This is a genomic window from Acerihabitans arboris (assembly GCF_010131535.1).
GTDB classification, from domain to species: Bacteria; Pseudomonadota; Gammaproteobacteria; order Enterobacterales; family Enterobacteriaceae; genus Acerihabitans; species Acerihabitans arboris.
The window spans coordinates 149,685-171,534 of sequence record NZ_WUBS01000015.1; the positions used below are offsets into that span (position 1 = coordinate 149,685).

Below are 21,850 nucleotides of genomic sequence, written 5' to 3' on the forward strand. Positions count from 1 at the left end.
TTTTCGGTCACCTTTTTTACCTTTTGTGCTTGAATTCCTCCCCCGCGATCCCCATCTGTTCATCATTGCAGTATCTAAACCCGCCTGATTGATAGCTATTTGGACTGAGGTAAGTATAAGTATGAAAGGACAAGAAACTCGCGGCTTCCAATCTGAAGTAAAACAATTGCTTCAGCTGATGATCCACTCACTTTATTCCAATAAAGAAATCTTTATACGCGAACTGATTTCCAACGCCTCGGATGCGGCGGATAAACTGCGCTTTCGCGCCTTATCCCAGCCGGATCTCTATGAGGGGGACGGTGAGTTACGGGTACGTCTGTCGAGCGATAAAAAAAATCGCACCCTGACCCTGAGCGACAACGGCATCGGTATGAATCGCGAAGAGGTTATCGACAACCTGGGCACCATCGCCAAATCGGGCACCAAGGCCTTTCTTGAATCCATGGGATCGGATCAGGTCAAGGATAGCCAACTGATCGGCCAGTTCGGCGTAGGCTTCTATTCCGCGTTTATCGTGGCCGATAAAGTCACGGTACGCACCCGCGCCGCCGGCGCCGCCACCGATGAAGGGGTATTCTGGGAATCCGCCGGGGAAGGGGATTACACCATTGCCGATATCACCAAACCCGAACGCGGCACCGAAATCACCCTGCACCTGCGCGAAGGCGAAGATGAATTCCTCGATGACTGGCGTTTGCGCAGCGTCATCAGTAAGTATTCGGATCATATCGCCCTGCCTGTCGAGATTGAAACGCGCAGCCAGGCGGATGCCGGCGACGACGAAAGCACCGACGCTGAAACCGATAAAGAAAAAGACGTCACCGAAACCGTCACCTGGGAAAAAATCAATAAAGCCCAGGCGCTGTGGACGCGCAGCAAAGGTGAAATCACCGACGAGGAATACAAAGAGTTCTACAAACATCTCTCCCATGACTTCAGCGATCCCCTGATCTGGAGCCATAACCGCGTCGAGGGCAAGCAGGAATATACCAGCCTGCTTTATATCCCGGGCCAGGCGCCGTGGGATATGTGGAACCGCGATCATAAACATGGCCTGAAGCTGTATGTACAGCGCGTCTTCATCATGGACGACGCTGAACAGTTCATGCCTAACTACCTGCGTTTCGTCAAGGGGCTGATCGACTCCAACGATCTGCCGCTCAATGTCTCCCGTGAAATCCTGCAGGATAACCGCGTCACGCAAAACCTGAAGAGCGCGCTGACCAAACGCGTGCTGCAGATGCTGGATAAGCTGTCCAAGGACGATGCCGAAAGCTACCAGAAATTCTGGCAACAGTTCGGCCTGGTGCTGAAGGAAGGTCCGGGCGAGGATACCGCCAACGGCGAAAGCATCGCCAGGCTGCTGCGTTTTGCCTCGACCCACACCGACAGTTCGGCGCAAACCGTTTCGCTGCAGGATTACCTGGGCCGCATGGCCGAAGGCCAGGAAAAGATTTATTACATCACCGCCGACAGCTACGCGGCGGCCAAGAGCAGCCCGCATCTGGAATTGCTGCGTAAAAAGGGCATCGAGGTCCTGCTGCTTTCCGAGCGTATCGACGAATGGATGATGAGCTACCTGACCGAATTTGAAGGCAAGTCGTTCCAGTCGGTCAGTAAAACCGATGCCACGCTCGACAAGTTGGCCGACGAAGAAACCGCTGAAGAACAAAAGGACGCGGAAAAGGCGCTCGAGCCGTTTGTCGCGCGCGTCAAGGCCTTCCTTGGCGATCGCATCAAGGACGCGCGCCTGACGCACCGCCTGACCGACACCCCGGCCATCGTCACCACCGACGCCAACGATATGACCACCCAGATGGCGAAGCTGTTTGCCTCCGCCGGCCAGGCCGCGCCCGAGATCAAATACATCTTCGAGCTCAACCCGGATCACGCTCTGGTCAAACGCGCCGCCGACATCAATGAAGAGAGCCGCTTCAACGAGTGGATCGAACTGTTGCTTGACCAGGCGCTGCTGGCCGAACGCGGCACCCTGGACGACCCGAACCAGTTTATTCGACGCATGAACCAACTGCTGAGCGCATAACGCCGCGCGGGCGCGTTGACCACCGAACGAAGGGCCAGGTTTACCTGGCCCTGATATTATGGGCCAGCCATACCCACAGCGCGCTTAAACCCGGACGTGTTAAGGGAAAGCGTGGCGATGGGGTCGAAACGGCCATGGTTTTTCTGGCCGCCGGCGCACCCCATGGCGCGATAGGCCCGCCGCTACCACCGCGCTTAAACTCCGGCCTGTTGAAAAGCGCATGCCAATGGGGCTGATTCTGAAAGCTTCGCTAAACCGCCACTCCCTGCGCCCTTTCCTTGAGGAAGGATACCCACTAGTGGTAAGGTTTAGCGTTTTCTTATTTTTTTACATTTGATATTAGCAAGGGGATTTACGCAATGCGTATCATTCTGCTGGGCGCTCCGGGCGCTGGTAAGGGCACTCAAGCACAATTCATTATGGAAAAGTACGGTATACCGCAGATTTCCACCGGCGATATGCTGCGCGCCGCGGTAAAAGCGCAATCCGAACTGGGTAAAAAAGCCAAGGCAATCATGGACGCCGGTAAACTGGTCACCGACGAACTGGTTATTGCGCTGGTCAAGGAACGCATCAAACAAGACGATTGCCGTAACGGCTTCCTGCTTGACGGCTTCCCGCGCACCATCCCGCAGGCGGACGCCATGAAGGACGCGGGCATCAACGTCGACTACGTGCTGGAATTCGCGGTGCCGGATGAACTGATTATCGACCGTATCGTCGGCCGCCGCGTACATGCCCCGTCAGGGCGCGTATACCACGTCAAGTTCAATCCGCCGGAACACGAAGGCAAGGATGACGTCACCGGCGAGCCGCTGACCACCCGCAAAGACGATCAGGAAGAAACCGTGCGCAAACGCCTGGTGGAATACCATCAGCAGACCGCGCCGCTGATTGGTTACTACCAGCAGGAAGCCGACGCCGGCAACACCCAATACCGCAAGATTGACGGCACCCAACAGGTCGCCGCCGTCAGCAAAGAGCTGGCCTCGATCCTCGGCTGATCCAACCGCATTCCCCGCCAGGCATTCTCCACGCCTGGCGTCTTCGGCGCGTCACGCCACGCTGCCCGTTATTACCTTCCCGCGGCCGTACGCTTCCCATGCCGTTAATAACGCTGCCAATCAACCTGGCCGCCGTGCCCAATCGGCGCGCTCGGCCGCGTCTTATGGCAACGCCCCGGGCTACGGGTCGCCCGGGCTGGTGCCCCAACGCCTATCGTAATGATTTGTATCCCCATGGGTGATAACAATTCTTGCCTGCCGCTTTTGCGCTACAATATCCTATCGATGACCGCTGGTTAATCCCTTTAAAATACAGGGAATTGGCTTAGGGTATAAATAAGGAAGGGCAGGAATGAGACAGGAAAGATATGGCGTGCTGATGGTAAACCTGGGCACGCCCGAGGCGCCGACATCCCAGGCTGTAAAACGTTACCTGGCCGAATTTCTCAGCGACCGGCGCGTGGTGGATACCCCGCGCATCCTGTGGTGGCCTCTGCTGCGCGGCGTGATCCTGCCGCTGCGTTCACCCAGGGTGGCCAAACTGTATAAAAGCATCTGGATGGAGCAGGGGTCGCCGCTGATGGTGTTTTGCCGGCGCCAGCAGGCCGCCCTGGCCGCCGTATTGCCCGACGCGCAGGTGGAATTGGCGATGAGCTACGGTTCGCCGTCCCTGCCGGCGGCGCTGGAGCGCCTGCTGGGCGCCGGTATTACCAAACTGGTGATCCTGCCGCTCTACCCCCAGTACTCCAGCTCCACCAGCGCGTCCATTTGGGACGCGGTGGCCCGCATCCTGGCCGGCTATCGTTCACTGCCGTCCATCAGTTTTATCCGCGACTACGCCGAGCATCCGGCCTACATCGCGGCGCTGGCGCAAAGCGTCAGGCGCTCTTTTGCCGAGCACGGCGAGCCGGATCGGCTGGTGATCTCGTTCCATGGCATTCCGGTGCGCTACGCCCGCGAGGGGGACGACTATCCGCTGCGCTGCGAGGACACCCGCAGCGCGCTGGTCGCCGCGCTCGATTTGCCGCCGGAAAAAGTGATGATGACCTTCCAGTCGCGTTTTGGCCGCGATCCCTGGCTTTCGCCGGCTACCGACCTGACGCTCAAGGGTTTGCCGGCGCAGGGAATCAAACATATCCAGCTGATCTGTCCGGGTTTTTCCTCGGACTGCCTGGAGACGCTGGAAGAAATCAAGCAACAGAACCGCGAAATCTTCACCCATGCCGGCGGCGAAACCTTTCACTATATCCCGGCGCTGAATGACGAGCCCGTCCATATAGACCTGTTTCGTCAACTGGTTAGCGAGCAACTGCGCTAGCGGTTATCCGCGGGCGATTGTATTCCACGTCGCAGGACGAGAACCGGGCCTCGCCCGCGACAGCTGGCGGGGAGGCTGCGGGCCGCAGCGGGTTCAGTAGGGGAGTTTGGCGGCGTCAAGCTGGAGCAGCGCAATCATGCTGGTGGCAATTTCCCGCTCGCCCATGACCACCTGGGTGGCGCCGCGTTCGGTAATATAAGCCACCTCGTCGTCATAATGCGCGCGCACGATAATACTCAGGTCCGGACGTTTTTCCCGCGCCAGGGCCACGATTTCCCCGGCCTCGAACCCATTGGGAATGGTCAGTAGCAGCCAGCGGGCGCAGTCCAGGCGCGCCAGGGACAGGATTTCCGGCTTGGCGGCATTGCCCAGCACCACGTTTATGCCCTGGTTGCGCAGCATATCCACCCGCGCCCGGGTGTTTTCAATCACCACCATCGGCATGCCCGCCTCGGCCAGCCTGGCGCCTATCAGGCTGCCGACCCGCCCGTAACCGACCAGCAGCGCATGGTGGCAAACCTCCAGGGGCAGCTGGGTTTCCTCACCCGGCTGCCGGTCGGTGGTTTCCTCGTCCCCGGGGTCATGCCGCGCCAGGTAGCGCTCCAGCAGGGCAAACATCAGCGGGTTGACCATAATCGACAGGATTGCCCCCGCCAGCACCAGGTTCTGCCCCTGCGGCGACAGCATGCCCAACGAGATCCCCAGCCCGGCAAGAATAAAGGCGAATTCACCGATTTGCGCCAGGCTTACCGAAATGGTCAGGGCGGTGCGGCGGGAATGGCCGAATAATTTTACCAGCGCAAAGGCCGCCGCCGACTTGCCGACCAGGATAATGGCCAGGGTGGCCAATACCGCCAGCGGTTCGTGGATGACGATCAGCGGGTCGAACAGCATGCCCACCGAGACAAAAAACAGCACCGCGAACGCGTCCCTCAGCGGCAGCGTATCGTGGGCGGCGCGATGGCTCAGCTCCGATTCGTTCAGTACCACGCCGGCGAAAAACGCGCCCAGGGCAAAAGAAACGCCGAACAGCTCGACCGCGCCAAAGGCGATGCCCAGCGCCATGGCCAGCACCGACAAGGTAAACAGTTCACGGGATCCGGTACTGGCGCTTTTGGCCAGCACCCAGGGCACCACCCGCCGCCCCACCACGATCATCAGCGTAATAAAGGCCGCTACCTTGCCCAGGGTAAGCGCGAGATCCAGCCACACTTGCCGCATCGTCTCGCTTTCGCCGCCGAGCAGCTTGCCGTAGGCCGGCAGCAGGACCAGCGTCAGCACCATCACCAGATCTTCGACAATCAACCAGCCGATGGCGATTTGGCCGCGCCGGCTGTCGATTAACTGCCGTTCCTCCAGCGCGCGCAGCAGCACCACGGTGCTGGCGGTAGACAGGCAAAGCCCGAATACCAGCCCATTGACCAGAGTCCAGTGCATGACCGTGGAAAAGGTGATGCCCAGCAGGGTCGCCACCGCGATTTGGGCTATGGCGCCGGGAATGGCGATGGATTTTACCGCCATCAGGTCTTTCAGGGAAAAATGCAGTCCCACGCCGAACATCAGCAAAATCACCCCCAGCTCGGCCAGCTCGGGAGCCAGCGAGGTATCGGCGACAAAACCGGGGGTATGGGGACCGACCAGTACGCCGGCCACCAGGTAACCCACCAGAGGGGAAATGCGAAAGCGGTTAGCCAGGATGCCTAGCAGGAAAGCCAGGACCAGGCCTCCGACAATGGTATTGATGAGCGGTGTGGCATGATGCATCCCGACTCCTTGAACAGGGGTGTTAGAAACAAAGATTTACATATTGAGTTTATGGCATTCGATGGGCTTTTGTGTAGGAATTTATGGTAAATAGGGTAAAAAAAGGGTTTTGTGACAAAAAAATGGCCAAGACGAGGGTTTCGTCACTCTTTCGGCGTTATTTCCAGCGGGGCATGGCCTGGAGTTTCCCACCGAAACAGTTTCAGTGGGAAACAAAAGGGCCTTCTAGCTACTATCGGGCAGAAAAGCGGTGAGAATACCCAGTAAAGGCAGGAATGAGCAGATTTGGTATACGTATTCGATACTGGTGATATCGGCAATATGGCCCAGCACCGCCGCTCCCAATCCGCCCATGCCGAAGGCAAAGCCGAAAAACAGCCCCGAGACCATGCCGATCCTGCCGGGCAGCAGCTCTTGGGCATACACCAGGATGGCGGAAAATGCCGATGCGATAATCACGCCGATAAACAGGGTAAGCACGCCGGTGACGGCCAGGGACGCATAGGGCAACATCAGGGTAAAGGGCGTCACGCCAAGAATCGATCCCCAGATCACGTATTTACGTCCTATACGATCGCCGACCGGCCCGCCGATCACGGTACCCACCGCCACCGCGAACAGAAACGCAAACAGGTGCATCTGCGCCGCCTGCACCGACAGGCCGAATTTGTGCATCAGGTAAAAGGTGTAATAACTGCTGATGCTGGTGAGATAAAAGTATTTGGAGAAAATCAACACCAGCAGCACGGTAATGGCCCAGGCCACCCGCCGGGCAGGCAGCCGCGATACGTTTGGGTGTTGGACGCGCCTGGCCGCCGGCGCCTTGATGGCGCCGCGATACCATTTACCCACCTGCAGCAAAATCACGGTAGCCAGCAGCGCCGCCAGCGCAAACCAGGCAATATGCCCTTTGCCGTAGGGAGCAATCAACAGCGCCGCCAGCAGCGGCCCAAGCGAGGCGCCGAAATTGCCGCCGACCTGGAACAGCGACTGGGCCAGGCCGTGCCGGCCGCCGGAGGCCATCCGCGCCACCCTTGACGATTCGGGATGAAACACCGACGAGCCGGTGCCCACCAGCGCCGACGCCAGCAATACCATCGGAAAGCTGGTCGCCGCCGCCATCAGCAAGATGCCGCACAGGGTAAAGCCCATGCCGACAGGCAGCGAGTAGGGCTGCGGATACTTATCGGTAAAGCTGCCAATCAGCGGTTGCAGCAACGAGGCGGTAATCTGGTAGGTGAGGGTAATCATCCCGACCTGGGTAAAGCTCAGCGAAAACGACGCCTGCAGCAACGGGTAAATCGCCAGGATCAGCGCTTGAATCATGTCGTTCAGCAGATGGGCGACGCTAATGGCGGCCAGGACCGGAAACAGCGTGCGCTGCCCGGTAGCGATCGGTTTCAGCGGTTCGGCGGCGCGAAGGGTCATGCTGGGGTGGTAACCTTATCCTGGCCGTCGCGTTTAGCGATATCGGCAAAGGTCGCCGACAGCAGATGGCCCAAATCAGCCGGGCTGAGCTCGATATCCAGCCCGCGTTTACCGCCAGAGACAAAGATTGTGGCGAATGCCCGCGCCGGCGCGTCAATCACCGTCGGCAGCCGTTTTTTCTGCCCCAGCGGGCTGATGCCGCCGACCAGGTAGCCGGTGGTTTTTTGCGCCAGCATGGGATCGGCCATTTCGGCTTTTTTGGCGCCCAGCGCTTTGGCGACTTTTTTTAGATCCAGTTGCAGCGCCACCGGCGTGATCGCCACCGCCAGTTGCCTGGCCTCTCCGTTCAACGCCACCAGCAGGGTTTTATAGACCTGGGCGGCGTCCAGGCCCAGTTTGCTGACCGCTTCCTCGCCGAAGTGGATTTCATCGCTGTCATGCTGGTAAGGATGAAGGGTAAAGGCGATATGGTTTTTTTCTAATAAATTAACCGCAGGCGTCATGACATCGTCCCGAACACTGAATTGATACTTCTTGCATAAATAATAATTCAGGTTAACGCAGCCGGGGCGGTGGGTAAATGCCCCGGTGGAGAAAAAGGACTCAGCGTTGCAGCAACGATGGCAAACTTTCCGCGCCGTACAGGTGCAGGGCGCCCACCGCCACGACATATCCCCCGGCGGGCAGGTCTTCCAGCCGTTGTTTCCAGCGCAGGTTGCGCTCGGTCATCAGGTAATGATAAAGGTCGGCGCTAAAGGTGGAGGGAAAGGCTTTTGCCAGGTTTACCGGCCGGCTGTTCAGCCACCAGCCGATCATGGTTTGCAGCAGGCGCGCGTTGGTATGCCAGTGGCGCAGGGTATCCTGCAGCAGGGCGGCGCCCTGATCCGGCAACTGCAGCAGCAGGTCCAGCTGCTCTTCCGGTCCTTCGAGCTCAATCACCGGCTTGTCCATGTCCCTGGCCGCCTGGATCAGCTGATAATCGATGCCGTAGGCGGCGCGCAGTCCCAGCCGCTCGGCCTGGCGGGCCTGCAGCATCAGCGCTACCCGCCAGGCGGGCAGCGTCGACATGGCCTCTTCATCCAGATCGTATTCCTTACACAGGCCGCTGAGGATGCCATAGTGCCCGGGCGAAAGACGTGCGCTGAGCGGCGTGTCAACCGGCGGGATATTGGCCAGCGGCGAACCGATGGTGATATCCGCTTCCACCACCAGGGCCGTGGCCTGCCGCAGGAGGAATAACAGGCGCGCGGGCAGCGGCGCCATATCCTTGGTGCCCATATGGATGCTGCCCACCATATGCAGCCGGCGATGATCGGCGAGGCTGACGTCCATGCCCGGCCAGGCATACAGGGGCGGCGGGGCAAAGCCCAGCAAAGTGGCCATGCGCCGTAATAAGGTCCTCATTGCATACCGCTCCCGTCGCGTGCTAAGTGTTTTGATGATATTACCGTCAGTGTATGACGTTATGCTTTAGGCTTAAAGCGGATCAGCCGGTTGGCATTGCTGACCACGGTAATGGACGACAACGCCATCGCCGCCCCCGCCACCACCGGGCTGAGCAGCGTGCCGGTGAAGGGGTAGAGGATCCCGGCGGCGATGGGGATGCCCAGGACATTATAGATAAACGCGCCGAGCAGGTTTTGCTTCATATTGCGCAGCGTGGCTTTGGCTATCGCCAGCGCGTCGGCCACCCCGTGCAGGCTCTGGCGCATCAGGGTGATGGCGGCGGTTTCGATGGCCACATCGCTGCCGCCGCCCATGGCAATGCCGACCTCCGCCTGCGCCAGCGCCGGCGCATCGTTAATGCCGTCGCCAATCATGGCCACCCGGTGCCCCTGCCGTTGCAGCATTTTAATCGCCGCCGCCTTACCGTCCGGCAGGACGCCCGCGATCACCCGGTCGATACCGGCTTCTTTCGCGACCACGCCGGCGGTGGCAGGATTGTCGCCGGTCAGCATCACCAGGGTATAGCCCTGGGCGTGCAGCCGGCGCAGCGCCGCCGCGCTGTCGTCGCGCAGCGGGTCGCGGATGGCGAACAGCGCCGCGGCCTTGCCGTCCAGGGCCAGCAGCACCGGGGTGGCGCCCTGCGCCGACCAGAAAGCGATACGGGGCTCAAGATCGGCGATATTGACCTGCTGTTGCGCCAGCAGCGCGCTGTTGCCGAGCAAAGCCTGGCGACCCGCGACGTCGCCGCTGACGCCCAGCCCGCGCAGGGTGCGGAAGCCGCCCACCCCGGCCAGCGCCCGCGGTCCGGCATGCTCCACCAGGGCATGGGCCAGGGGATGGTTGGAGCCTTGTTCCAGCGCGGCGGCGATGGCCACCATCTCATCTGTGGCAACACCGGCCGCCGGTTCAACCGCCACCACCCTGGGACGTCCTTCCGTCAGCGTACCTGTTTTGTCGAACACCAGGGTATCAAGCGTGGTGGCATGTTGCAGCGCGTCGGCATCGCGCACCAGCACGCCGAACTCCGCCGCGCGCCCGATGCCCGCGATAATGGACATGGGCGTGGCGAGCCCCAGGGCGCAGGGGCAGGCGATAATCAGCACCGTGGTGGCGATCACCAGGGTGTAGACGATGTGCGGCTGCGGGCCGACCAGAAACCAGATGGCCGCGCTGATAACGGCTATCGCCACCACGGCGGGCACAAACACCGCCGAGATGCGATCCGCCAGCCGGCCGATGGCCGGTTTGCTGCTCTGCGCCTGGCGTACCAGGCGAATGATGCGCGCCAGCGTGGTCTGGCTGCCGATAGCGTCGGCCCGGAACAGTACGCTGCCGTCCTGCGCCACGGTGCCGGCGTGGATTTTTTCGCCGGTGGATTTATGCCGCGCCGCCGGCTCGCCGGTCAGCATGGATTCATCCAGCCAGATTTCGCCCTGGGTAATTTCACCGTCCACCGGCACCCGATCGCCGGTGGTCAGCCTCAGGGTCATGCCCAAACGCACCTCGGCCAGCGGCAGGGTGCGTTCGCCATTGGCATCGACCACCCTGGCCATGGGCGGGGTCAGATCCAGCAGGCGTTCCAGCGCCTGGGACGAACGCTGGCGCGCGCGTTGCTCCAAGGCGTGGCCCAGGTTGATCAGGCCGATGATCATCGCGCTGGCCTCGAAATAGAGGTGACGCGCCATCATCGGAAAAATATCCGGCCACAGCGCGACGCTGATGGAATAGAGCCAGGCGGCGCCGGTGCCCAACGCCACCAGGGTATCCATGGTGGCGCTGCCGGTGCGCAGGCTCTTCCAGGCGCTGCGGTAAAAATGGCCGCCGGCGATCACCATCACCGCCAGCGTAATAACACCGATCGCCAGCCACGGCGGGCGGCTGTCGGGCGTCAGGGTCATGCCGCCGCCGAACAGTCCCCAGGCCATCAGCGGCGCCCCAAGCGACAGGGCCAGCGCCGATTGCCAGCAAAAACGCCGCGTTGCCTGCCGTGCGGTTTGCTGCTGGCGCTCGCGCCGCAGGATGTCATCCTGGATGATTTCCGCGCTGTAGCCGGCGTGCTCCACGGCGGCAATCAGCGCCGCGCCGTCCGGCGCGCCCAGCACCAGGGCGCTGCGCTCCGCCAGATTAACCCGCGCCTGCCCGACGCCCGGCACCTGCTGCAACGCCCGCTCGACGCGCGAAACGCAGCTGGCGCAGCTCATGCCGCCGATCAGCAGATGCACGCTGTCATCGGAATCCATATTTGCCGGAGGTAAGGTCGCCGCTGCCAGAGAGTCCGGCGCTGCAGTGTTGCCTGTCAGCGGCTCAGTTTTTGGGTGGACGGCGCTCCCGTCCAGGCTGGCATGGTAGCCTGCCTGCTCTACCGCCTGGATCAGATCCGGGGCGGCCGCGCTGCCGGTGACCGTGGCATGATCCAGCGCCACCTGAGCGCTCTGCACATCGGCGCGGGACTCGAGGGTTTCCCTGACTCGTTTAATACAGTGTTCGCAGGATAGGCCCCGTAGGGCGAGTACAGTGGTCTGTGACATTGAGGACTCCTTAATGAAAAGCGGTCCGCCGCTCCCGTTGACGCAGAGGTGACGAACAGGTTGACGAACTGATGGAAAAGTCGTTGTAATAGAGCTTAAACCTTACCGCAAGGGGAAGGTCAAGGGGGAAAGATGAATATCAGCGACGTGGCGAAAAAAACCGGTTTAACCAGCAAGGCGATTCGTTTTTATGAAGAGAAAGCGCTGGTAACGCCGCCGGTTCGGCGGGATAACGGTTATCGCAGCTACAACGCCCGCCATGTGGAGGAGTTAACGTTATTGCGCCAGGCGCGGCTGGTGGGGTTTAACCTGGACGAATGCCGCGAGCTGGTGGCGCTGTTCAACGATCCGCTGCGCCACAGCGCCGATGTCAAGGCGCGTACCCTGAGCAAGGTTAAGGACATCGAGCGCCATATCGAAGAACTTAACGCCATGCGCCGGCACTTATTGGCCCTGGCGGCAAGCTGCCCCGGCGACGACAGCGCCGATTGCCCGATTATCAATAACCTGTCGGGATGCTGCGCCGCCGATACCCAGCCGGGCTGAATGCCGGACCGCCTTGCCAGGGCGCGTGCCCATCCAGGGCGAACGCCAGCTTGCGCCGGCAATATCGGCCTCTATCGTCTTGCGGTGGGCGATCCGGGGTAGCGGCCCAGCCGCGGGCAATATCAGCTATTTTCGTCGCGCGGGCGCACCCGCAGCGTAATGCCGTCCACCGCGATCACCTCCACCTGGGTGCCCATGGCCAGATCCGTATCGCAGCGCGCGCGCCAGGTACTGTCGCCGATGCGCACCCGGCCCACGCCGTTGACCAGGGGTTCCGACAGGACGGTCTTGACGCCGATAAGCTGGTCGCCGCGCCGGTTCAGCAGCGACGCCGGATAAGTCTTGCTGCGCGTGCGCAGCCAGTACCACCAGCCCAGCGCCGCGCAGATGGTCAGCAGCGCAAACATCGCGCCCTGCCATTCCCAGTCCAACGGCACCACCCAGACCGCCAGCCCGACCAGCACCGCGGCAATGCCGCTCCATAGCATATATCCGCTGGCGCCCAGCATTTCCGCCGCCAACAGCAGGCCGCCAAGCGAAATCCAAAACCAGTGCGGATTATACAGCAGCGCGGCCAGCATGTTTATTTACCCCGGCCGGTTTTACTTTCACCGAGCAGCTCGGCGATGCCGCCGATGGCGCCCATCAGGTTGCTGGCTTCCAGCGGCATCATGATGACCTTACTGTTGTTGGCGGAGCCGATATGCTTCAGGGCATCGGTATATTTTTGCGCCACGAAGTAGTTAATAGCCTGTATATTGCCCGCCGCAATGGCCTCGGACACCATCTTGGTGGCCCTGGCTTCCGCCTCGGCGGCGCGCTCGCGGGCTTCCGCCTGCAGGAATGCCGCCTGCCGTTCGCCTTCGGCGTTAAGGATCTGGGACTGTTTTTCGCCTTCGGCGCGTAAAATGGCCGCCTGGCGCACGCCTTCCGCTTCCAGGATATTGGCGCGTTTGGTTCGTTCGGCCCTCATCTGCGCGTTCATCGCGGCAATCATCTCGACGGGAGGACGCACGTCGCGGATTTCGATACGGGTAACCTTGATGCCCCAGGGGCTGGTGGCCTCGTCGACAATATGCAGCAGGCGGGTATTGATGCCGTCGCGCTGCGACAGCATTTCGTCCAGCTCCATGGATCCGAGCACCGTACGGATGTTGGTCATGGTCAGGTTAAGTATGGCCTGCTGCAGGTTGCTCACCTCATAGGCCGCGCGCGCCGGGTCGACTACCTGGATAAAACACACGGCGTCGATGGTCACGTTGGCGTTATCCTTGGAAATGATCTCCTGGGAGGGGATATCCAGCACCTGCTCCATCATGTTGATTTTGCGGCCCACCCGGTCCATAAACGGCACCACCAGGTTTAGCCCCGGCTTTAGCGTGAGGGTATAGCGGCCGAAACGCTCGACCGTCCATTGGTAACCCTGGGGGACGATTTTTATCCCCGCCCAGACAATGATCAGGGCCAGGACAATAATAATGGGAATAACCGTCATCATTGGTGAAATCTCCATGGTGAAATCTCCATTTCATGAAAGAAAGCATTAACACAAATTACCGCGGCCGGTGCGAAATCATATTCACATCGCATATAGCATGACATAACATTTTCAACGCTAACTTAATAGTACGCTTTTGCCGGGGCAATGACGCGCAAGTCGAGGGGAATCAGTGACGCAGACACGTATTTAATGCGCGTCGGGCAGGATAAATGCCCGCCCGTACCCTCAATCGGCAGGGCGGAGTGCGGCCTGCGGCGCACGCCGGGCAGCATCGGCCCGGTATCGTCAGTAGAGCAGGGAATAAAGCTGACGGCGATATTTCGCGGCCAGCGCGTCGCCGGTGCCGAGCGCGGACAGGATATCCAGCAGGGTCTTGCGCACGTCGCCGTTGGCGGCGCCGAGATCTTTACGCAAATGGCCGATCAGCAATTTCAGCGCTTCTTCATTACGGCCGACCTGGTGCAATTGCAGCGCCAGCTGTATCGCCAGTCCCGCATCCGCGGGGGCGTTTTGCACCTGCTGCTGCAACAGCTGCATTTCCGGCGTATTCGCGGCCTGCTTCAGCAGCTCGATTTGCGCCATCAATCCCTGGTAGCGGGTATCCTTATCCTGCAGCGGAAAGACCGCCAGCACCGCTTCGGCATCTTCGGTGCGCTTGAGCTGGATATAGGTTTCCGCCAGCAGCAAACCCGCCTCGCTGGATTTTTCACTCGGTTGCCAGGCCTCCTTGAGCAGGGGTAACGCTTCGGCATACTGTCCCTGCTGCATCAAATCGCCGGCTTCGATCATTTTCAGCTGCGCCGGATCGGGCAGGGCGCGCAGCAGCAGCTCCCGAATCGCTGCTTCGGGCTGCGGACCCTGGAAACCGTCCAGCGGCTGCCCGTCCTTGAATAAATAGAGGGTGGGGATGGCGCGCAGGCCAAACTGGGCGGCCAGGGCCTGCTGGGCATCGCAATCCACTTTAGCCAGCGCGAACTGGCCGGCGAACTCCTGCGCCAGTTTATCGATAACCGGCGTCATCTGCTGGCAATGCGGACTGTGCTCCGACCAGAAATAGAACAGCACCGGCTGCGACATGGAAAGTTCGAGCGTTTGCTGCAGGTTTGCTTCGTTTATATCAATAATGGTGGCTTGAGCTAACATGAAATTCTCTCTCATTCGTTTTAGCAATATATTGGGGCATCTTTCCCCGCCTCAATGGCTGCCGCGTAAAATCATATCCAGGCAACGGTCCGGCAACCAACGGCGCAGCAGGGATAAAAGGCTGGCGACCAGGGTAACCGGATAACGTAATCGGGGTCGTGGATGCTCTAAAGCATGGCGTAGTTTGGGTAGTATAGCTTCCGGAGGCAATGTAAATCGTGAGGCGATGCCGGGATTGGTCACCGGTTTATCCGCCCGCGACTGGGTCACGTTGCTGGCAAAGGCGGTGCCGATCGGCCCCGGTTCAATCAGGCTGACGCGCAGGCCGGTGCCGTGCAGTTCCATGCGCAGCGTATCCGACCAGGCTTCCAGCGCATATTTACTCGCGGCGTAGGCGCCCCGTCCCGGCGTGCACACCAGCCCCATAATGGAACTGGTCTGGATAATGCGCCCCTCGCCGTGGGGCAGCATGGCGGGCAGCAACAGCCGCGTCAACTGGTGGGTGCCGAACAGGTTGCTGGCGAACTGTTGTTCCAATTGCCGGCGGGAAAGGGTGGACAGCGGGCCGTATACGCCGAAGCCGGCATTGTTGAATAAACCGTACAGCCGGTTGCCGGTCAGGGTGATAATTTTTGCCGCGGCCGTGTCGACGCTGTGTTCATCGTCCAGATCCAGCGCCAGCGTTTCAAAACCGGCGGCGGCCAGGCGGGCCACGTCCGCCGGTTTACGGCAGGTCGCCAGCACACGATAGCCGCGTCGGCGCAGATCCTGCGCCGCCACCCACCCGATGCCGCTGGAACAGCCGGTGATTACGACCGTTTTTTGCATAACTTTACCCATTGGCCGCCCCGCCGGAGGCGGAATCATGTTTAAGTAAGGGCAGCAGCCTGGTGGACATCCATTCGGCGATAAAAGGCTGCGCATCCGCGTTGGGGTGGATGGCGTCATCCTGCATCCACTGCGGCTTCAGGTACACCTGTTCCATAAAAAACGGCAATAACGGCACGCCATATTGCTGCGCCAGCGCCGGGTAGATGGCGCTGAACGACTCGGTATAGCGCCGGCCGTAGTTGGACGGCAGCCGGATTTGCATCAGCAGGGGCTGCGCGCCTGTCGATTTAACCTGTGATATGGCCTTGGCGAGATCGCCGGCGATGGACGGCGGCGGGAAGCCGCGCAGACCGTCGTTACCGCCCAGCTCAATCACCACCCAGCGCGGCTTATGCAACTGCAGCAGGCCCGGCAGGCGCGCCAGCCCCTGCGTGGCGGTATCGCCGCTGATGCTGCCGTTGACGACGTTGATAGGGTCCGACTCCCGGCGCCAGCGGTCGTTAAGCAGGGACGGCCAGGCCTGCGCCGCCGGCATCCGGTAACCGGCGCTAAGACTATCGCCCAAAATCAGTAAGGTGTCCGCGGCGAACGCACGTACACTGAATACTGCCAACAGCAAAAGGAAGAGAAAATGCCCGCGGAAAACGTTCTTGAAGTTCATCATCTTAATAAACACGTCGGTCAGGGAGAAAACCATATCTCCATCCTTACCGGAGTTGAGCTGCTTGTCAAACCCGCGCAGACGATTGCCCTGATCGGCGAGTCGGGCTCCGGCAAATCCACGCTGCTTGGCATCCTCGCCGGGCTGGACGACGGCAGCGAAGGGGAAGTCCGTTTATTGGGACACTCGTTGGCTTCACTGAACGAAGAAGCGCGCGCCCGGCTGCGCGCCAAAAGCATTGGTTTTGTGTTCCAGTCGTTTATGCTGGTGCCGACCCTGACCGCGCTGGAAAATGTGCAACTGCCCGCCCTGCTGCGCGGTGAAAGCGAACGCGAGAGCCGGGATCAGGCGCTGGAGCTGCTGGATAAAATCGGGCTGGCGCGGCGGCTGGGGCATCTGCCCGCCCAGCTTTCCGGCGGCGAGCAGCAGCGCGTGGCGCTGGCCCGCGCCTTCAGCGGCCGGCCGCAGGTCCTGTTTGCCGACGAGCCCACCGGTAACCTGGATCGTAAAACCGGCGATCGTATCGCCGATCTGCTGTTTTCGCTCAACCGGGATTACGCCACCACGCTTATCCTGGTCACCCACGACACGCAGCTGGCGGCGCGCTGTGAACGGCGCCTGCGCCTGCAGGACGGTCAACTGCTGGAGGTGGCATGATCGGTCGATGGTTCTGGCGTGAATGGCGTTCACCGTCATTGCTGATTGTCTGGCTGGCCCTGACGTTATCCGTCGCCTGCGTGCTGGCCCTCGGGAATATCAGCGATCGGATGCAAAAGGGGTTGGGCGAGCAAAGCCGCGAGTTCCTGGCCGCAGATCGGGTATTGCGCGCGGCGCGTCCGGTGGATGACGGCTGGCTGCGGCAGGCCGCGGCCGACGGCCTGACCCTGAGCCGGCAAATCCGTTTTATGACCATGACCTTCGCCGGCGACAATGCGCAACTGGCGGACGTGAAGGCCACCGACGATCGTTATCCGATGTACGGCACGCTGGTGACCCGGCCGGCCGGCCTGCGTTCCCAGCCCGGCACCGTACTGGTGGCGCCACGGCTGCTGGCGTTGCTGGGCCTGAAAATCGGCGACCCGCTCGATGTGGGCGACGCGCGGCTTCGTATCGCCGGCGAACTGATCCAGCAGCCGGATAGCGGCTTTAATCCATTCCAGACCGCGCCGGGCATCGTGATCAACCTGGCCGATGTGGCCGCCACCGGTGCGGTGCAGCCCGGCGGCAGGGTAACCTGGCGCTATCTGTTTGCCGGCGACCCGGCTGCGCTCGAGCGCTTCGAGCGCTACCTGACCCCGCAGCTCGACGCCTCCCAGCGTTGGTACGGCATGGATGATTCCAGCGGCGCGCTGAACTCCTCCATGGAACGGTCGCGCTCCTTCCTGGCGCTGTCGGCGCTGCTGACGCTGTTGCTGTCGGTAGCGGCGGTGGCGGTGGCCATGGGGCATTACTGCCGCAGCCGCGGCGACCTGGTGGCGGTGCTGAAGACGCTGGGCGCCGGCAGGCGCGCGCTGATGAAGCTGATCGTCGGCCAATGGCTGTCGCTACTGGTGTTCGCCGGCGTTTGCGGTAGCGCAATCGGCCTGCTGTTCGAGGCAATCCTGATGCGCATGCTGGCGCCGGTCCTGCCCGCCGAACTGCCGCCCGCGGGCGTGTGGCCGTGGGTATGGTCCCTCGGCGCGCTGGTGGCGATTTCGCTGCTGGTGGGGCTGCGCCCCTACCGCCAGCTGCTGGCAACCCGCCCGCTGCGGGTGCTCAGGCGCGACAATGCCCAAACCGTCTGGCCGTTGCGCGTCTATCTGCCGGTCATGCTGATCATTGTGCTGGCGCTGCTGATGCCGATCGTCGGCGCCAACGGCTTGTTTTGGTCGCTGGCCGGCGGTATGGGCGTATTGTCCCTGCTGCTGGCGGCGGTGGGCTGGGGCGCGCTTTGGCTGCTGCGCCGCCTGGTAATCCGCCGTCTGGCCCTGCGCCTGGCGCTGAACCGCCTGCTGCGCCAGCCCTGGATAACCCTGACCCAGCTGGCGGCCTTCTCGCTGTCGTTTATGCTGCTGGCGCTGCTGCTGGTGATGCGCGGGGATCTGCTCGACCGCTGGCAGCAACAGTTGCCGCCCGAAAGCCCGAATTACTTTCTGCTGAACATGACCGGCGACCAGGTGCCGCAGGTCAGGGATTTCCTGCGGCGCAACGGGGTGGCCCCGGGGACGTTTTATCCGATTATCCGCGCCCGGCTGACGGAAATTAACCAGCAAAAGGCCACCGATCTGATCCATGAGGACGACGCGGGCGGCCGAACGGTTAACCGCGAGCTTAACCTGACCTGGCTGGATCAAAAGCCCGATCACAACCTGCTGGTGTCAGGCTACTGGCCGCCAAAGGCGGGCGAGGTTTCGATGGAGCAACAGGTGGCCGAGCAGTTGAAGCTCAAACTCGGCGATACGCTGACCTTTACCGGCGATACCCAAGCCTTCGGCGCCAGGATCACCAGCCTGCGCAAAGTGGATTGGGAGAGCCTGCGGCCGAATTTTTTCTTTATTTTCCCGCCGGGCGCGCTGGACGGCCAACCCCAGACCTGGCTGACCAGCTTCCGCTACCGGGGGGACGCGACATTTCCGGCGCAGCTCAATCGCCAGTTCCCGACGCTCAGCCTGCTGGATATCGGCGCGATACTGGGGCAAATCGGCCAGGTCCTGCGGCAGGTCAGCCGGGCGCTGGAAATCATGGTCATACTGGTGTTGATGTGCGGCGGGCTGCTGCTGCTGGCCCAGGTACAGGTCGGCATGCGCCAGCGCCAGCAGGAACTGGTGGTATACCGTACGCTGGGCGCCAGCAAAAGGCTGCTGCGCGCTACGTTGTGGTATGAGTTTGCGCTGCTGGGACTGGTGTCGGGCGTGGCGGCGGCGGCGGGCGCGGAAGTCGCCCTTGGCTTGTTGCAACGCAAAGTATTCGATTTTCCCTGGGAACCGGATTACCGTTTGTGGTGGATGGTGCCGGTGTGCGGCGCGCTGCTGCTATCCGCCTGCGGCACGATGCTCGGACGGCGGCTGCTGGGGAAAAAAGGCGCGCACCGGCAATACCAGGGCTGATCTTTTATAAAAAAACGGCATTTTACAAAAAACGAACATTAATGCAACAATTAGCGTTCAGCGAAGTGACAACCCGGTTGACAGTTACCGGCCGTCTACTGCACAGTAACGGCCTGGTACACCATCATTTCGCAGACCCACTCTGCCCAACTGAAGCACCTGGAAGTGTTTCCCGGAAATTGCCCTTTTCCGCTTATGCTCCCGGATGGTGCCGACGGTGAACGCAACGGTCCCGCCTCTTCAAGATAGTTGCAATCGCTATGACATAGAGGAGTTAACGTAATAAATGTCCACAACGTCGAAGATCGTCTATACGCTTACTGATGAAGCACCGGCCCTGGCCACCTATTCCCTGCTGCCGATTATCAGGGCGTTTACCCAATCCCTGGGTATCGCCGTGGAAACCCGCGATATCTCGCTGGCCGGCCGTATCATCGCCAACTTCCCCGAATACCTTAACGAAAAACAGAAAATAGCCGATCACCTGGCCGAACTGGGTCAACTGGCCGTCACTCCCGAAGCCAATATTATCAAGCTGCCCAATATCAGCGCCTCGCTGCCGCAGTTAAAGGCGGCAATCAAGGAACTGCAGCAGCAGGGCTACAACGTGCCTGACTATGTGGACGAGCCCAAGACGGCTGCGGAAAAAGAAGCCAACGCCCGTTACGATAAAATCAAGGGCAGCGCGGTGAACCCGGTGCTGCGCGAGGGTAACTCCGATCGCCGGGCGCCGCTGTCGGTGAAAAACTATGCCCGCAAGCATCCGCACCGCATGGGTGCCTGGTCCGCCGATTCCAAATCCCACGTTGCCCATATGAGCGGCGGTGATTTCTACGGCAGCGAAAAATCCGCCCTGATTGCCGATAACGGCAGCGTGAAAATCGAGCTGCTGACCAAAGACGGCGGTGTCCAGGTGCTGAAAGACAAGACCGCCGTTAATGCCGGTGAAATTATCGACGCGTCGGTAATGAGCAAAAAGGCGCTGCGCCGTTTTATCGCCGAACAGCTGGATGATGCCAAAAAACAGGGTGTATTGCTGTCGGTGCATCTGAAAGCCACCATGATGAAAGTCTCCGACCCTATCATTTTCGGTCAGTTTGTCGCCGAGTATTACCAGGATGTGCTGGAGCGCTTCGCGGACGAACTTAAGCCGCTGGGCGTGGACGTTAATAACGGCATCGGCGATCTTTACGCCAAGATCAGGGCGCTGCCCGCCGGCCGGCAGGCCGAAATTGAACAGGCCATCCAGGCGCTATACCAGGTGCGGCCTGAGCTGGCGATGGTGAATTCCGATAAAGGCATCACCAACCTGCATGTGCCGAGCGATGTGATCGTCGACGCCTCGATGCCGGCGATGATCCGTGATTCGGGCAAGATGTGGGGCGCCGACGGCAAACTGCACGATACCAAGGCCGTGATCCCCGATCGTTGCTACGCCGGGGTTTACCAGGTGGTAATCGACGATTGCAAACGGCACGGCGCCTACGATCCGACCACCATGGGCAGCGTGCCCAACGTCGGCCTGATGGCGCAAAAGGCCGAAGAGTACGGCTCCCATGACAAGACCTTCCATATCAAGCAGGACGGCGTGGTCAAGGTGACCGACGGCAACGGCAGGGTGCTGCTGGAACACGCGGTTGACGCCGGCGATATCTGGCGTATGTGCCAGGCCAAGGACGCGCCGATCCAGGACTGGGTGAAACTGGCGGTAAATCGCGCCCGCGAATCCAATACCCCGGCTATTTTCTGGCTGGATCCGGCCCGCGCCCATGACGCGCAAATGATCCTCAAGGTACAGCGCTACCTGAAAGATCATGACACCGCCGGGCTGGATATCCGCATTATGTCGCCGGAAGAGGCCACCCAATTCTCCATCGATCGCATCCGCGCGGGCAAAGACACCATTTCGGTAACCGGCAACGTGCTGCGTGACTACCTGACCGACCTGTTCCCGATCATGGAGCTGGGCACCAGCGCCAAAATGCTGTCCATCGTGCCGTTGATGAGCGGCGGCGGGCTGTTTGAAACCGGCGCCGGCGGCTCGGCGCCAAAGCACGTCCAGCAGTTCCTGCAGGAAAACCACCTGCGTTGGGACTCCCTGGGCGAGTTCCTGGCGCTGGCGGCGTCCCTTGATCATGTGGGGAGTTCCCGCGCCAACGCCAAGGCGAAAATCCTGGCGAAAACGCTGGATCAGGCCAACGGCGCGTTCCTGGATACCAATAAGTCGCCTTCGCGTAAAACCGGCGGGCTGGACAACCGTGGCAGCCATTTTTACCTGGCGTTGTATTGGGCGCAGGCGCTGGCCGTACAGAACGAAGACACCGATCTGCGCGATCAGTTTGCGCCGCTGGCGAAAACCCTTGCCGGCCAAGAGGACAAGATAGTCGCCGAGCTGAACCAGGTGCAGGGCAAGCCAGTGGATATCGGCGGGTATTATCATCCGTCGCCCGAGCTGGCAAGCCGGGCCATGTGTCCGAGCGCCACGCTTAACACTGCGCTGAAAGACTTTATGGTCTAGGCAACGCGGCGCTGCATAGGCAAAAAAAA

Annotated in this window: 17 protein-coding genes; 7 read left to right on the forward strand and 10 right to left on the reverse strand. The window is 60.9% G+C overall.

What is annotated here, in order from left to right:
* Positions 1 to 121 precede the first annotated feature (121 nt).
* The 3 genes from htpG to hemH all read left to right on the forward strand — a co-directional run bounded on the left by htpG (position 122) and on the right by hemH (position 4,369).
* Positions 122 to 2,047, forward strand: a complete 1,926-nt coding sequence (htpG, locus tag GRH90_RS20105; protein WP_162367742.1) for a molecular chaperone HtpG — start codon at positions 122 to 124, stop codon at positions 2,045 to 2,047.
* 359 nt (positions 2,048 to 2,406) lie between these two features.
* Positions 2,407 to 3,051, forward strand: a complete 645-nt coding sequence (gene adk, locus GRH90_RS20110; RefSeq protein WP_162367743.1) for an adenylate kinase — start codon at positions 2,407 to 2,409, stop codon at positions 3,049 to 3,051.
* Positions 3,052 to 3,403: 352 nt separating this feature from the next.
* Positions 3,404 to 4,369: a ferrochelatase gene (hemH, locus tag GRH90_RS20115; protein ID WP_162367744.1), complete on the forward strand. Its 966-nt coding sequence runs from the start codon at positions 3,404 to 3,406 to the stop codon at positions 4,367 to 4,369.
* Positions 4,370 to 4,462: 93 nt separating this feature from the next.
* Here the strand turns inward: hemH and ybaL are convergent, their stop codons facing one another.
* From ybaL to copA, 5 genes are all read right to left on the reverse strand, one after another.
* Positions 4,463 to 6,133, reverse strand: coding sequence for a YbaL family putative K(+) efflux transporter (gene ybaL, locus GRH90_RS20120; RefSeq protein ID WP_162367745.1), 1,671 nt, complete (start codon positions 6,131 to 6,133; stop codon positions 4,463 to 4,465).
* Positions 6,134 to 6,358: 225 nt separating this feature from the next.
* Positions 6,359 to 7,561, reverse strand: coding sequence for an MFS transporter (locus GRH90_RS20125; RefSeq protein WP_162367746.1), 1,203 nt, complete (start codon positions 7,559 to 7,561; stop codon positions 6,359 to 6,361).
* The gene (gene ybaK, locus GRH90_RS20130) at positions 7,558 to 8,064 is read right to left on the reverse strand and encodes a Cys-tRNA(Pro)/Cys-tRNA(Cys) deacylase YbaK (protein ID WP_162367747.1); all 507 of its coding nucleotides are present in this window, start codon (positions 8,062 to 8,064) and stop codon (positions 7,558 to 7,560) included. Before ybaK ends, GRH90_RS20125 begins: the two co-directional genes overlap by 4 nt.
* Before the next feature lie 100 nt (positions 8,065 to 8,164).
* Positions 8,165 to 8,965 carry a TraB/GumN family protein gene (locus GRH90_RS20135; RefSeq protein ID WP_162367748.1) on the reverse strand — a complete coding sequence of 267 codons (801 nt, stop codon included), beginning with the start codon at positions 8,963 to 8,965 and terminating at the stop codon, positions 8,165 to 8,167.
* A 59-nt stretch (positions 8,966 to 9,024) separates the two neighbouring features.
* The gene (copA, locus tag GRH90_RS20140) at positions 9,025 to 11,535 is read right to left on the reverse strand and encodes a copper-exporting P-type ATPase CopA (RefSeq protein ID WP_162367749.1); all 2,511 of its coding nucleotides are present in this window, start codon (positions 11,533 to 11,535) and stop codon (positions 9,025 to 9,027) included.
* A gap of 132 nt (positions 11,536 to 11,667) precedes the next feature.
* Between copA and cueR the strand changes: the two genes are divergently transcribed.
* The gene (gene cueR, locus GRH90_RS20145; RefSeq protein WP_162367750.1) at positions 11,668 to 12,081 is read left to right on the forward strand and encodes a Cu(I)-responsive transcriptional regulator; all 414 of its coding nucleotides are present in this window, start codon (positions 11,668 to 11,670) and stop codon (positions 12,079 to 12,081) included.
* A 122-nt stretch (positions 12,082 to 12,203) separates the two neighbouring features.
* Here the strand turns inward: cueR and GRH90_RS20150 are convergent, their stop codons facing one another.
* The 5 genes from GRH90_RS20150 to tesA all read right to left on the reverse strand — a co-directional run bounded on the left by GRH90_RS20150 (position 12,204) and on the right by tesA (position 16,220).
* Positions 12,204 to 12,662, reverse strand: coding sequence for an NfeD family protein (locus GRH90_RS20150; protein ID WP_162367751.1), 459 nt, complete (start codon positions 12,660 to 12,662; stop codon positions 12,204 to 12,206).
* A 2-nt stretch (positions 12,663 to 12,664) separates the two neighbouring features.
* Complete coding sequence (locus GRH90_RS20155; RefSeq protein WP_162367776.1) at positions 12,665 to 13,579, reverse strand: SPFH domain-containing protein; 915 nt, start codon at positions 13,577 to 13,579, stop codon at positions 12,665 to 12,667.
* Between the two features lie 288 nt (positions 13,580 to 13,867).
* Positions 13,868 to 14,725, reverse strand: a complete 858-nt coding sequence (locus GRH90_RS20160) for a thioredoxin family protein (protein WP_162367752.1) — start codon at positions 14,723 to 14,725, stop codon at positions 13,868 to 13,870.
* A gap of 51 nt (positions 14,726 to 14,776) precedes the next feature.
* Positions 14,777 to 15,553: an SDR family oxidoreductase gene (locus GRH90_RS20165; protein ID WP_162367753.1), complete on the reverse strand. Its 777-nt coding sequence runs from the start codon at positions 15,551 to 15,553 to the stop codon at positions 14,777 to 14,779.
* Positions 15,554 to 15,557: 4 nt separating this feature from the next.
* Entirely contained in the window at positions 15,558 to 16,220 is a 663-nt protein-coding gene (gene tesA / locus GRH90_RS20170; protein ID WP_162367754.1) for a multifunctional acyl-CoA thioesterase I/protease I/lysophospholipase L1, read from the reverse strand.
* On the opposite strand from tesA, the gene ybbA reads away from it, so the two are divergent.
* From ybbA to GRH90_RS20185, 3 genes are all read left to right on the forward strand, one after another.
* Positions 16,188 to 16,874 (forward strand): putative ABC transporter ATP-binding protein YbbA, encoded by a 687-nt coding sequence (ybbA, locus tag GRH90_RS20175; protein WP_162367755.1) that lies wholly within the window; start codon positions 16,188 to 16,190, stop codon positions 16,872 to 16,874. The genes tesA and ybbA overlap by 33 nt on opposite strands.
* On the forward strand, positions 16,871 to 19,303 hold the full coding sequence (gene ybbP / locus GRH90_RS20180) for a putative ABC transporter permease subunit YbbP (protein ID WP_162367756.1): 2,433 nt from the start codon (positions 16,871 to 16,873) through the stop codon (positions 19,301 to 19,303). Before ybbA ends, ybbP begins: the two co-directional genes overlap by 4 nt.
* A gap of 286 nt (positions 19,304 to 19,589) precedes the next feature.
* Complete coding sequence (locus tag GRH90_RS20185; protein WP_162367757.1) at positions 19,590 to 21,821, forward strand: NADP-dependent isocitrate dehydrogenase; 2,232 nt, start codon at positions 19,590 to 19,592, stop codon at positions 21,819 to 21,821.
* Positions 21,822 to 21,850: the final 29 nt, after the last annotated feature.